10 protein-coding genes are annotated in these 13,844 nt (G+C 37.2%); 2 read left to right on the plus strand and 8 right to left on the minus strand.

Features of this window, described 5'->3' with window-relative positions; genetic code table 11:
• Positions 1-34: 34 nt before the first annotated feature.
• From DU508_RS15695 to DU508_RS15705, 3 genes are all read right to left on the minus strand, one after another.
• Positions 35-586, minus strand: a complete 552-nt coding sequence (locus tag DU508_RS15695) for a DUF4287 domain-containing protein (protein WP_115403748.1) — start codon at positions 584-586, stop codon at positions 35-37.
• 286 nt (positions 587-872) lie between these two features.
• Complete coding sequence (gene arr, locus DU508_RS15700; protein ID WP_115403749.1) at positions 873-1,316, minus strand: NAD(+)--rifampin ADP-ribosyltransferase; 444 nt, start codon at positions 1,314-1,316, stop codon at positions 873-875.
• 13 nt (positions 1,317-1,329) lie between these two features.
• Positions 1,330-1,788 (minus strand): MarR family winged helix-turn-helix transcriptional regulator, encoded by a 459-nt coding sequence (locus DU508_RS15705; protein ID WP_115403750.1) that lies wholly within the window; start codon positions 1,786-1,788, stop codon positions 1,330-1,332.
• A 237-nt stretch (positions 1,789-2,025) separates the two neighbouring features.
• On the opposite strand from DU508_RS15705, the gene DU508_RS15710 reads away from it, so the two are divergent.
• A complete protein-coding gene (locus DU508_RS15710) occupies positions 2,026-3,675 on the plus strand; it encodes a M28 family metallopeptidase (RefSeq protein WP_115403751.1) in 1,650 nt (549 codons plus the stop codon).
• A 100-nt stretch (positions 3,676-3,775) separates the two neighbouring features.
• On the opposite strand, the gene DU508_RS15715 is transcribed toward DU508_RS15710, so the two are convergent.
• Both DU508_RS15715 and DU508_RS15720 read right to left on the minus strand, forming a co-directional pair.
• Positions 3,776-4,378 carry an outer membrane beta-barrel protein gene (locus tag DU508_RS15715; RefSeq protein ID WP_115403752.1) on the minus strand — a complete coding sequence of 201 codons (603 nt, stop codon included), beginning with the start codon at positions 4,376-4,378 and terminating at the stop codon, positions 3,776-3,778.
• Positions 4,379-5,046: 668 nt separating this feature from the next.
• Positions 5,047-5,604, minus strand: a complete 558-nt coding sequence (locus tag DU508_RS15720) for an NADPH-dependent FMN reductase (protein ID WP_115403753.1) — start codon at positions 5,602-5,604, stop codon at positions 5,047-5,049.
• Between the two features lie 93 nt (positions 5,605-5,697).
• On the opposite strand from DU508_RS15720, the gene DU508_RS15725 reads away from it, so the two are divergent.
• Positions 5,698-6,897 carry an MFS transporter gene (locus DU508_RS15725; protein WP_115403754.1) on the plus strand — a complete coding sequence of 400 codons (1,200 nt, stop codon included), beginning with the start codon at positions 5,698-5,700 and terminating at the stop codon, positions 6,895-6,897.
• A gap of 56 nt (positions 6,898-6,953) precedes the next feature.
• Here the strand turns inward: DU508_RS15725 and DU508_RS15730 are convergent, their stop codons facing one another.
• From DU508_RS15730 to DU508_RS15740, 3 genes are all read right to left on the minus strand, one after another.
• The gene (locus tag DU508_RS15730) at positions 6,954-7,607 is read right to left on the minus strand and encodes an outer membrane beta-barrel protein (protein ID WP_158542189.1); all 654 of its coding nucleotides are present in this window, start codon (positions 7,605-7,607) and stop codon (positions 6,954-6,956) included.
• 150 nt (positions 7,608-7,757) lie between these two features.
• On the minus strand, positions 7,758-10,358 hold the full coding sequence (gene clpB, locus DU508_RS15735; protein WP_115403756.1) for an ATP-dependent chaperone ClpB: 2,601 nt from the start codon (positions 10,356-10,358) through the stop codon (positions 7,758-7,760).
• A gap of 756 nt (positions 10,359-11,114) precedes the next feature.
• Positions 11,115-13,784, minus strand: a complete 2,670-nt coding sequence (locus tag DU508_RS15740) for an alpha-L-rhamnosidase (RefSeq protein WP_115403757.1) — start codon at positions 13,782-13,784, stop codon at positions 11,115-11,117.
• Between the last annotated feature and the right edge of the window lie 60 nt (positions 13,785-13,844).

Here is a 13,844-nt window from a genome sequence, read left to right on the forward strand (position 1 = left end):
TTTTTAAAATTAAGGCAGTCCTTTTATGGTCGTATTACCCTGCATTGTCATAAGCCGTTTTTATCCATCCAATTATTTCGTTGTCTATGTCTTTTATATCTGCAAGGCTGATTTTGTGCGAGCACATGGCATTTGGTTTTTCGGCTTCCAATTTATCTTTAGGTTCTTGTCCTTTTAGGTTAATGCCGATTTCAAAACGGGTTTTTGTTGCAGGATTTAAGATTGCAAACTGTTTTTTACGCCTTAAACTTACATAAGTGTTTTTGGGTGCTATTTCAATGTCGTTTCCGAAATCCTGTATCTCGGAAATAAGCTTGTCATAAATAGGTTTGAAATGTTCTTTGCCCTGATATTGTTTCGTTATCAGGTCGTCCTGATTTTCTGCTGAATCTGCATCGGAGCCTTTTGCTTTTAGGGCTATCAGGTTAGCAAAACCGTGTGTCAGTCCGTGCGTATCTTTGAGAAATTTCATGATTTCCCCATGCTTTGCAAAATTTTCTTTCTTTACAATTTCAATCCATTGCTCTAATGTTTTACCTGTGTTCTTTTGCAGGTTGTCTATCATTGTTTGTGTTGCTTTGTCCATATTTCAATATGATTTTAGCGGATTTTTGTTTATTGCTCTGATGACTCATGATAAAGCGTTATTGCAACAGAGCTAAAGAATTTTGTTTTTAAGCTTTTAAGAATGGTTTTATTGATTATGTTAAATAAGGGGCAAACCGTCCATTATTTTATAACCATAATCTTCGTATCTTCTTTTTTCTACTAATTTAAAAAATTAACGTGATTATTGGATATGGCAATTGAACAAACTTATCGCTATTTAAATCGTTAATGTTCTTTTTTATTTAAAATTTATACCTGTTTTCTTAATCTAAAATAACGTTCAAGCCTTGTTCTTTAAGTTTTTCCAGTCCTTTTTTTATTGCCTTAATTTGTTCGGGTGAGCGTCCCTGCCAAATGGTTACTTCTCCAACTACTTTAAACGGGTGTTCTGAACGGTAGGACATGGTTGGATTACCAGGGAATTTTTTATCCGTTACATTTGGATCATCTTCTATGTCGCCGGTTGCTTCTACCAAATAAATTCTTTGCCGTCCAACGCCAGAAGCAAGTTCTGCTCCCAAAACAGCCGCATTTAACGTAGATGTTACATAAACGTGCCTTAGTTTTCTGTCCTCATAGTTGGATTTAAAACCTATCTGGACGAAGTCGCCAATTTTCAGATCTGCCTTTGTTCCGTGAAAATATGTTTGGACAAAAGGAGTTGGGATATGAGGCTTGGTTTTGTCTTCTGCATTAACTGTGTTCATCGAATTTCTGTGATTATTTTTTGTTTATTTTTTCAATTTTACGGTTCATTATTTCTAAGGAATTTAGAAAGTATCTTTCTAAGATTTTTAATTCCTGGATGGAGAATGATGCAAAAAGTTCATCCGTATTTTCCTGGAAATCTTTATAAAATGGAGTAATCAGTTTTATTATTTTCTCAACGTTAGGTACAATGATTATTTTTCTCCTGTCATTTTTGTCAGGCTGTCTTTTAACAAGGTTTTTGTCCTCAAATCTGTCTATTAAACCTGTAACTGCGCCTGTTGTTAAACCTGTGAGCACAGCAAGTTTACCTGCTGTCATTGGTCCTTTTTGGATTAAAAAACCCAGATATTTATGATCAGTGCCTGACATCCCAATTTCTCTACCAATGCTTTCATGCAATTGAATTGAGGTGTAGGCATACTGTTGGCTTAACTTTCTTAGTTTAAGTACATCTTCTTTATTATCCATAAGTCTTACTTATTAAATATCTTAGTTACAAAGATAAAATAATTCTCCTGACAGTTTACAAAAACGTCAATTAAAAATCGGATGATTTTATGGGTCTGCTTTTACCTGCCGGCTTTGGAGTGGAGAAGTGTTTTATGATAACCATCAGCGTTTTTTGGCTTACTTAGTGCAGTTGCCCTCCAAATCCAATATTAAATCGGTAAAATTTTCTAAATTACCATCCAAAAACTTATCCCAATGAATAAAACCTTACTCTATTTAGCTGTGCTTGCTGTCTGCATTTCTTCATGCAGGCAATCATCAGAAAGCGATTCAACCGGTCCTGATTCTTTGGCCATAAAAGCAATAAACGACTCGAGTTTAACAAACTATTTATCGGTTATTGCGGCTGATAGCCTGGAAGGAAGAAAACCGTTTACCAGTGGTGAAACCAAAACCATAAACTATTTAAAAACAGAATTTGAAAAGTTGGGTTTAGAGCCAGGTAACGGAGAAAGTTTTTTTCAGGAAGTGCCAATGGTTGAGGTTAAATCGGTGCCAGCTGATCAAATGATCATTAAGGGGAAATCTTCGAGTTTAAGCTTAGATTATTTAACAGATTTTGTTGCCGGATCGCGAAGGCTACAAGATCAGGTCAGTATTAGTCATTCGCCGCTGGTATTTGCAGGCTACGGAATTGTGGCGCCTGAATATGGTTGGAATGATTATAAAGATTTAGATGTTAAAGGCAAAACCGTTGTGGTAATGATCAATGATCCGGGCTTTGCCGATTCTAACTTATTTAAGGGAAAAAATATGACTTATTATGGCAGATGGACGTATAAATTTGAGGAAGCATCAAGACAAGGTGCCGCTGGCGTTTTAATCATTCATGATACGGAACCTGCCGCCTATCCCTGGAGTGTAGTAAGAAGCGGCTGGTCGAAATCAAAGCTTAATCTGCAATCGCAAGATAACGGAATGAACAGGACGGTAATTGAAGGTTGGATATCATTGGATAAAGCAAAGCAACTTTTTGAAATGGCTGGTCAAAGTGATGCCTTGATGACGGCTGCCAGAAGCAAAGATTTTAAAGCGGTTGATCTGAATTTGACAACTTCATTAATCGTAAAAAATAAAATCAAAAAATCACTTACCTATAACGTTCTGGCTAAAATTCCGGGTAACAAACGAAAAGATGAAGCCATTATTTATTCAGCACATTGGGATCATTTAGGGGTCGGAGAAAAAATCCAGGGCGATTCCATTTACAATGGTGCGGTTGATAATGCAACCGGAGTCGCTTCTTTATTTGAAATTGCTTCGGCATTTAAAAAACTACCAAAAAAACCGGAAAGAACGATTCTGTTCATTTCATACACTGCTGAGGAGCAGGGTTTATTGGGGTCAGAATATTACGCTAAACATCCAACATTCCCTTTGGATAAAACAGTAGCCAATATCAATATGGATATGATGGGCATTGCGGGGAAAACTAAGGATATTGTAGTTTATGGTTTTGGCCAGTCGGAATTGGAAGATTACGCTGCGCAATCGGCGAAGAAACAAGGAAGAATTATTGTTCCGGATCCGGTTCCATCTTCGGGATTGTACTACCGTTCAGATCACTTTAATTTAGCTAAGGTTGGTGTACCTTCTTTATTTACTGGTTCTGGAGTTGATAATGTGAAAAACGGACGGGAGTGGGGGTTAAAACAGGTGGCAGACTTTACTAAGTTTAGATATCATTCACCACAAGATAATTTTGACGCTAAAACCTGGGATTTATCTGGCATTGTAGAGGATGTTAGGATGTTGTTTGATATGGGATATCGTTTAAGCAATGAGGATATTTACCCCAAATGGAAAGATGGCTCGGAATTTAAAGCCATTAGAGAAAAGAAATAGGTTAATTCTATAAAAAAGCCGCAGATTAGCAGATTTTTCCTCCGACTACGGTCGGGATGACAGATCTGCGAATTTGCGGCTTTATAAGTTATTCTAACTTCTAGAAATGAAATTGTACCCCTAATTTTGGAGCGAAAGTATTAGCATCTAAGCCGAATGAGTTAGCGGAAACCTCGTTACCAGTAAGCTCATTTTTAACGTTAAGGTTATTATAACCTAATCCATTAACAGAAACTTCGATACCAATTCTTTTAGTTGGGAAGAAAGCAAATCCTGGAGCAACGTTTACACCAATGCTTGTTGTGCTTGCAAATTTAGCACCAACATTACCCTGTGCATCAACAACTTTATTGTTTCCAAAAGCCATTGGCACAGATAGTTGTCCAAAGAATTTGAACTGATCTGACAAGCCTACATAGTAACGACCGAAAGGTGCCACTACAAACGCTTGATTTAATTGGTTTTCACTAACTTGTTTATCGTAAGTATAACCAACACCAGTACCAATTGCAAAATTGTTGTCTACAAAGTAACCTACACTTGGAACAATACTAAAGCTTACATCAGATTTTGCTGCAGTTTCTACTTTTGTAGAATTGAAGCCCACATTTCCACCTAAAATGAATTTTCCTTTTTCAGTTTGTGCTTGTGCACCATAAACTAAACCTGCTACAGCAACTAATGATAATAATAGTTTTTTCATCTTTTTTATTATTAATTTGTTTTAAAAAGTATAGTCAATTTTACCTTTTTTATTTCTGACTATATTTGGCTAAAAGTCAATACCAGTGCCAAAAAACACTGTCAGCGTCATCAAAAAATCAGATTTCGATCAACTACTTAATTCATAGTCAGATATAAAATTGGTGTTAAATCAATATTATTTTTGTGTGACCAAAAATTAATCAAGTGATTGATTTTTTAGGGATGACAAATTGACAATCTGACTTTTTTTGTAGAAATGTCAGGTTTTAGCAGGTAGGTTTGACATCTTTTAGGAATGTTTGTTTGTTATTCTGAGTGCAACGAAGACCGCGAAACAGCTACGAAGTAAATCTCTGACCTGTAAATACTGGCTGCCCTTTCGCTCAGATTTAATCAGTGAAGCATTAAAGTTTGTGTTTCATCGGTTTCGGATTATTCACTGCGTTCATAATGACAGTGGATAATTGGGTTTTGTTATTCTGAGTGCAATGAAGACCGCGAAGCAGCTACGAAGTAAATCTCTGACCTGTAAATACTGGCTGCCCTTTCGCTCAGATTTAATCAGTGAAGCATTAAAGTTTGTGTTTCATCGGTTGCGGATTATTCACTGCGTTCATAATGACAGTGGATAATTGGGTTTTGTCATTCTGAGTGCAACGAAGAATTTTATACCTTGCATGCATTAATTAGATTCTCTATTTTCCTTTTAATCAAACTGATTGTTTTTTCATCAGTCAGTTTTCCATCAGCATCAAATTTATTTTGAGCCTGGGCAATTAAAACCTCAGGTTGTAAAACGGGATTCATATTCAAAAAAGTAAAAACGGGTAGAAATGCAGTTTGCATCCTTACGGTTCCCCACATACCTTGTGTAGCACCCATCATAGCTACAGGCTTATGCATTAAAGGTGCATCTTTTCCTCTGCTTGCCCAATCAATGGCATTTTTTAAACCTCCGGGAATGGAATAGTTATATTCTGGCGAAGCAATAACAAAGGCGTCTGCTTTTGCTAAAGCATCTCTGAATTTGACAACTGTTGCTGGCCTTTCTTCAACAGCAGGTGTGTCATCATCAGCATTATAAACAGGAACATCATCAAAAGAAACAATTTCAAAATCAATATCTTCAGGTATTAAAGTTCCTGCAAATTTAAGTAACATGGCATTATATGAACCTTTTCTAAGGCTTCCACACAAGCCAACAATTTTTCTGTTCTTTTCCATAACTATAAAACCCCGGGCTTGTCGAAATGTTTGACTGGTTTAAGCGCCAATAAAAAATTTATAATCGCTATTTTTGTTCATATTATAATCTTTATGACCAAGCAGAACCCCACTAAAGCATTAATTGAAAAAACTGTATTTCCGATATTATTTGCATTAAGCTTTTCACATTTATTAAATGATACCATTCAATCGTTAATCCCGGCGATTTATCCGATTATTAAAACGAACTACCGTTTAAGCTTTTCACAAATAGGATTGATCACGCTGACTTTTCAATTAGCTGCATCTCTTTTGCAGCCTTTCGTGGGGTTATACACAGATAAAAAACCACAACCCTATTCATTAGCGGTTGGAATGGGCTTTACGTTAACCGGATTAATCACTTTATCTCAATCTTCACATTTTTATACTATGCTGATTTCAGTGGCATTGATCGGTATCGGTTCATCAATCTTCCATCCGGAGGCATCAAGGATGGCACACGCAGCATCCGGAGGAAAACGAGGTTTGGCACAATCTGTTTTTCAATTGGGCGGCAATGCAGGAAGTTCACTCGGCCCATTACTAGCCGCCTGGATTATCGTTCCTTACGGACAATTCAGCGTTATCTGGTTTTCTATTATTGCGCTGTTGGCCATTATGATTTTAACTTATGTTGGAAACTGGTACAAAGGCTTTGTGTTGGCCAGAAGTAAAAAGCCTTCTATTGCTACTGTTGTCAATCAATTTTCGAGAAATAAAGTTGTTTTCTCGGTGGTTATTTTATTGCTTTTAATATTCTCGAAATATTTCTACATGGCTAGTTTAACCAATTATTTTACTTTCTATTTGATTAATAAATTCCATGTGTCCGTTCAAACCTCGCAGATTTACTTATTCATCTTTTTATTCTCAGTTGCTGCCGGAACTTTACTTGGCGGACCAATTGGCGATAAAATTGGTCGCAAATATGTGATTTGGGCATCTATTTTAGGAACTGCACCGTTTGCATTATTGTTGCCTCACGCCAATTTGTTTTGGGTGGGTGTTTTAATTGTACCTATTGGGATGATTCTGGCATCCGCTTTTTCAGCAATTTTAGTGTATGCACAAGAATTGATTCCGGGTAAAGTAGGATTGGTGGCCGGATTATTTTTTGGGTTTGCTTTTGGAATGGGAGGGATTGGATCAGCTTTGCTTGGAAAACTCGCCGATTCAACCAGCATCGAATATGTATTCAATGTTTGTGCTTTCCTGCCACTGATTGGTTTACTTACCGGGTTTCTGCCTAATATCGAAACGAAAAAATAAAGCAAAATAAAGAAGTCAAGTTTTTAAAACTTGACTTCTTTAAGAATAATTAACTTTTAGAAATGAAAGTTAATTGTAAAAGTAGGAGTGAAGTTGTCGAGGGCCAATCTCAAATTATTCTTTCTGTCAAAATTGTACAAAGACTCTTCAGCATAGTAATTCTGATGAAAAAATGTCAATATCGGAAATGAAAAATCAATGCTGGAATCATCAGAAAGAAGGTAAGTGAAACCAGGTGTTAAACTTGCGCCCCAGCCTTTAGCTCTGGCATCGGTGCGTATGAGGTAGCCCTGATCATCCAGTCGGTTAAAAGTGTTGATTTGCAGGAGTAGATTGGCCTGCGCAAAAAACTTAAATCGATCTTTAACATTAATGTATTTTCTTAGAAACGGGGATAAACCAAAGCTGAATTCTTTTATTCCGTTCACGTTTTTATATCTTCCTTCTTTTTCATCCCACTTAGTGTAATATTCGCCTCTTAGTTTTGATAAATTCAAAGGGATTTCTAAACCTATAGCCAAATTATTGGCTAAAAAATAACCACCGCGAGGCGTTGCCGTAAAAGTATTAAGACTTGGTGTTGAATTATTTTGCTTTGAAGTGCCAAAGCTTAGGCTTAAGCCCGCAAAGCCGGTTCTTTTTTCAGTTTGTGCATAGCTACGCCAACTGATGGCACATAATAAAGCCATGACGATTAATTTAGGTTTCATTTTATTGTGTTTTTGTGTGTAATCAATAATAATCATTATCGAAATAAAAAACAAGAAAATGAACCATCATGTTAGTTACGTTTATATGGGTAGTATTTGCAAAAAAAAAATCCCACAGAAATTAATCTGTGGGATTTTTTAATGATGAGTTTAATCCTGTTTTTGGTTCAAGAACACAAATTTATGATCAAACATATCTAACTTAATTTTGCTGTCTTTATCTACCTTACCTGCCAATATCTCTTTCGACAGCTCATTTAAGATTCTTTTTTGGATTACCCTTTTTAAAGGTCTTGCCCCAAACTGAGGGTCGTAACCTAATTGTGCCAGCCAATCCAACGCTTCGTCACTTGCCTCCATTTCAATTCCCATTTCGGCTAGTGTTTGCTGCACATGTTTAAATTGCAATGCCACAATATCTCTGATTTCGCTGCGGTTCAACGGAGTGAACATGATCAGCTCATCTATCCGGTTTAAAAACTCCGGACGAATGGTTTGTTTTAATATTTCAAACAATTCATTTTTGGTTTTTGCAATCACCTCATCACGGTTTTCGTCATTTAAATCTTTGAAATTATCCTGAATTAAATGCGCACCGATATTTGATGTCATGATAATGATCGTGTTTTTGAAATTTACCGTTCTGCCTTTATTATCCGTTAAACGACCGTCATCTAAAACCTGTAATAAAATGTTGAATACATCAGGATGTGCTTTTTCAATCTCATCAAGCAATACAACTGAATAAGGTTTACGCCGTACTGCTTCAGTTAATTGCCCACCTTCATCATAACCCACGTATCCGGGAGGCGCTCCAATTAAACGGGAAACCGCATGGCGTTCCTGATATTCACTCATATCAATCCGCGTTAAAGCATTTTCATCGTTAAATAAAAATTCTGCCAACGCTTTTGCCAATTCTGTTTTACCTACACCAGTTGTACCTAAGAAAATGAAGGAACCAATTGGCTTACGTTTATCCTGCAAACCTGCACGAGAACGGCGAATGGCATCTGAAATCGCCTCAATGGCTTCTTCCTGACCAGCAACACGTTGATGTAATTCAGCTTCGAGATTTAATAATTTCTCACGTTCACTGGCAATCAGTTTTGTAACGGGAATCCCTGTCCAACGGCCAACTACACCTGCAATATCATCAGCGGTAACCTCTTCTTTAAGCATGCGACTATCACTTTGCTGGCTTTCTAAATCAGCTTTAAGTTTTTCAACCTTATCCTGAGCTTCTTTGATTTTTCCGTAACGAATTTCGGCCACCTTGCCATAATCTCCCGCACGTTCGGCCTGTTCAGCCTCTAATTTATAATGTTCAATTTGCTCTAACTGATTATTTACCGCATCAACCAAATCTTTTTCGCCTTGCCATTTGGCTTTAAATTCATCGCGTTCTGCCGAGAGATTAGCAATCTCTTCAGTAAGCTCCTGAACTTTTTTATCATCTTTTTCACGTTTAATTGCTTCACGTTCAATCTCCAAACGCATGATTTCACGATCTAGTGCATCTACATTTTCAGGAACGCTATCCATCTCCATGCGGAGTTTAGATGCAGCTTCATCCATTAAATCGATAGCTTTATCTGGCAAGAAACGATCAGAAATATAGCGTTGACTCATTTCTACAGCTGCAATAATGGCCTCATCTTTAATCCTTACTTTGTGATGTGTTTCATAACGTTCTTTCAATCCACGAAGAATGGAAATGGCGTCCTGGGTGTCAGGTTCTTCAACCATTACTTTTTGGAAACGGCGTTCGAGCGCTTTATCTTTCTCCAGATATTTTTGATATTCATCTAAAGTCGTAGCGCCAATAGCTCTTAACTCTCCACGGGCTAAAGCAGGTTTTAAAATATTTGCTGCATCCATTGCACCTTCGCCACCACCGGCACCAACGAGGGTATGAATCTCATCGATGAACAAAATAATATCGCCATCGCTTTGTGTTACCTCTTTAACCACCGCTTTTAAACGCTCCTCGAATTCACCTTTATATTTTGCACCAGCAATTAAAGCACCCATATCCAATGAATAAACTGTTTTGCTTTTTAGGTTCTCCGGCACATCACCTTTAATGATCCTGAAAGCAATTCCTTCTGCAATGGCTGTTTTACCAACCCCTGGTTCTCCGATTAAAATCGGGTTGTTCTTTGTTCTGCGGGATAAAATCTGGATAACCCGACGAATTTCTTCATCACGGCCAATTACAGGATCTAACTTTCCACTTTCTGCATACTCATTCAAATTACGGGCATATTTGCTTAAGGCCTGATAAGTTGCTTCAGCATTTTGATCAGTTACGCGACTATCTCCACGTAACTCCACAATGGCTTTTTTCAGGTCTTTTTCGTTAACGCCTTGTTCTTTTAATAATTTCGAGGTACTATCATTAACCGCTAAGATGCCTAATAACAGGTGCTCTACAGAAACAAATTCATCTTTGAATTCTTTTAAAAATGTTTGTGCTTTTTGTAAAACACTATTCGCGTTCGATGACAGGTAGACATTGCTTCCGCTCACTTTAGGGAACTTTGCAATTTCTGTGTCCAAATTTTGATTTAATACATTAAGGTTAACGTTTAATTTCTTTAAAACATAAGAAACTACGTTTTCATCAACAGTGAGCAAACCTTTTAGCAGGTGTGCTGTTTCAATAGCCTGTTGTTGGTTACCTTGGGCTATTTCAGAAGCCTGTTGAATTGCTTCCTGGGCTTTTATTGTAAAGTTGTTGAAGTTCATATTTTCTTTTTAATCAAAACAAATGCCACATCAAATTTGATTTTTTTAATCTGAAATTTTGTCGGTAATTAAATATTTTTTATGACTAAATTGCTGATAGTTAGTGTTTTGTACTGAAAATTTGTCTTGATTGATGGAGCTGTCATTCTGAACGCAGTGAAGACCTGCGAAGCAAGCATGAGGGCAATTGAAAATAACATCATTAATGAATAATCTCCAGGCGATGGAACACAAAACTTTAATACAGCACTACTCTTTTACAAAAAAATGTTAGCAGTAAACCAGATACAATGCCTGTAGGTTAGAGATTTACTTCGTAGCTGCTTCGCGGTCTTCGTTGCACCCAGAAGGATAGCGCTGGGTTTTGTCATTCTGAGTGCAACGAAGAATCTCCAGGCGATGGAGCACAACCTTTTAATATAACACTACTCTTTTACAATAATAATTTAGCAGTAAACCAAAGTAGAATGCCCATAAGTCAGGGATTTACTTTGTAGCTGCTTCGCGGTTTTCGTTGCACTCAGAATGACAATTATTTTTTACGCAGACTTTATTTATCTGCGTAATCAGCGGCATCTGCGGGAAATACCTGAAGAATCTCAACTTCATTTATATTGATTTTTTATGAAACAATTATCCCTCAGGAACGACAGGTACTTTTACCCACAAACTGTAAATTCTCTTAGAAAGGAAACTGGATTAAACCGTTGCCATTAATTACAAAATAAATCAGCTTTGCTTAACGCCAACAAAATTCTATTTAATAGAATTATGCTCTATAACATATTTTCCAGCGCTCATTTCAATTTTCTCTGAGCTTATTTTGCCATTTACTTTTATAACCATGTCGCGTACAATTGCCAGTTTCATACTGGCCGTAGCATTAGGTGGAATAACAACAGTGTATTTAATTCCGGTGGTTGTTCGTTCCCAACTACTCACAATTTTTCCGTAAGGTCCAATGTGGCTGGCCTCGAAAGCGTTTAAACCCTCCATAATATGTGGATCTAAAATCACATGTTTAAATCCAGGTTGGTTTTCATCGGGTTTAATTCCTCCTGGAGATTTATATAACCAGGCCCCAATTTCGCCAAACATAATGTGGTTCATTGAAATATCTGATTTGGCATCTATCGGCCAGTTTTCATATAAGGTTGTCGCTCCATTTTCCATCCACCAACCCCAGCTTGGGTAAGTCTTTTGAGTGGCAATCTTGTAAGCGATATTTGAATATCCATTTTCACTTAAAGCATTTAAAATTGCTTTAGTACCTAATAATCCGACATCCAGATGAAAATTATCGACCTCAACGCGTTTCGCCAGGTTTTCTGCAACGAGTGGAATTGATTCTTCAGGAACGATTTTCCAGTATAGCGGAACACTCATCTCGGTTTGAATTCCTGACCCATAAATGCCCTTTTGCCGATCTAAGTACTTGGCGTTAAAAGCATCTTTTATCTTTTTCGCCAGTGCAGTATATTTTTCAAAATCGGCACCTTTACCCAAAATTTTGGCTGCTTTAGCTAAAATAACCACATCAGCATAATAATAACAAGTAGAGGTTAATTCAACAGGGGATTTAGATTTAACGGGGATCCAATCGCCCAAGCCCCAGCTGGTTAAGCCTGTAGGATAAGTTTCATCGATATGATTAACATATTTTTTAATATTGTCATAGCAATCAGCCAGGAGTTTTTGATCTCCATAAAACAGATAAATGTTCCAGGGAATAATAGCGATTGTGCTGGTCCAATCGGGGCCATTTCCCCATTCGTAGCCCCAACCATCAGTAGGGATAATGGAGGGAAGCACACCATTCGGTTGTTGCTCATCGCGATGATCGGCTAGCCATTTTTCATAAATTGTAATCCCATCGAAGCCGTACAAACCAGTTTCAATAGCGATTTGTGCATCGCCTGTCCAACCATTTTTCTCTCTTTGCGGACAATCAGTAGGATAACCAAAAAGATTGGATAAATATGAATTGTTAGTGGAGTAGTAAATTTTATTGATAATAGGCTCTGAAGTTTTTACATCGCCAGCCACAGGAACATCGCTGTGCATAAAATAACCAACCAGATTTTCTTTTTTCAAGTCAAGAGGAACAGATGTGGTTACTTCCACATATTGAAAACCTTTATAGTTAAAATGAGGCATAAAACTTTGTTCGCCTTTACCGTTCAAAATCAAAATATCAGTTTGAAAAGGATCAGTATTGTCTGTCGGGCGATAATGTGCATCAATATTAGAAATATCCAAACGGCCATTTGCGTATAAACGCTCGCCATGTTTTAAGCGAATAACTGTACCTGAAGGGCCATTTAAAGTAATTTTGCTGACTCCTGAAATGTTTCTGCCCAAATCAAAAAGGTAGGTAGTATCATTGATCTTTTTAATCGTTTTTGTTGATATTTCTTCCACATTCCGAATGGGATGTAAGGCCTGCGCTATGATATTTTTTGATGGTGCTGAACGAAACATGACTGCTTTCCAATCTTTATCATCAAAATTTACGGTATTCCAACCTGGTTTTTCCAATCTGGCATCGTAATGCTCGGCTGTGTAAATGCTGTTAAAAATAATCGGGCTTAGTGCTGTTTTCCAATCTTTTCCCGATTTTATGGTTTCTACAGTTTCATCCTCATAAGTAATTCTTACATCGAGGCAAAAGGTTGGGCGATTGCGCCAAGGTGCTCTGTCGAAATACCAAACCGCTGTAGATTGATGATTATACCAGCCATTGCCCAAAAGTACACCAATTGCATTCTGACCAGCGTTGATTTCTTTGGTTATATCGTAAGTTACGTAAAGCGTTCTTCTATCAAAACGGGTGTACATTGGGTCCATGCGGTGGTTGCCAACTTTTTTCCCATTAATGGATAACTCATATAAACCAGCAGCAGCAATATATGCCCTTGCCGATTTAATTTTTTTTGTCGCAGTAAAAGTATTTCTGAAATAGGGTGCAGGTTTAAGGTTTATGTTTTCATTATCCGAAATCCAGGCACCTTTCCAGTTAACCATATTCATCATGCCCATTTCGAAACTGGCAATTTTACTAACTGTTTTTTTCTGATCATTGGTAATATCAAGTCTCCAATAGTACTTAGTAAAAGGTTTTAGTGATTGGCCCGAATAAGTAACTAAATTCACATCTGATTTAAGCCAACCTGTATTCCAGGCATTCGCTTTTTCTTTGGTTAAAGAGACGGAATCTGTATCAACCAGAATGCGATAAGCGGTTTGTTTTGCGCCCTGGCTTGGATCACTCATTTGCCATGTAAAACGTGGTTTTGAACTATCTAAACCTATTGGATTAACTAAATATTCGGTTTTTAATGCAGTGAGTGATGGTTGAGCAAATGCTAAAGAAATGGGGAAAAGAGAAAAAAGAAAGGCTGATTTTTTTAAAAACTTGAATCTCATATTTTTTTCGGTTATTGAAACTAAGGTATCAAAATAAAATGCAGATGAGTAATATCAGCA

This window comes from Pedobacter chinensis (assembly GCF_003339865.1).
Lineage (GTDB): Bacteria > Bacteroidota > Bacteroidia > Sphingobacteriales > Sphingobacteriaceae > Pedobacter > Pedobacter chinensis.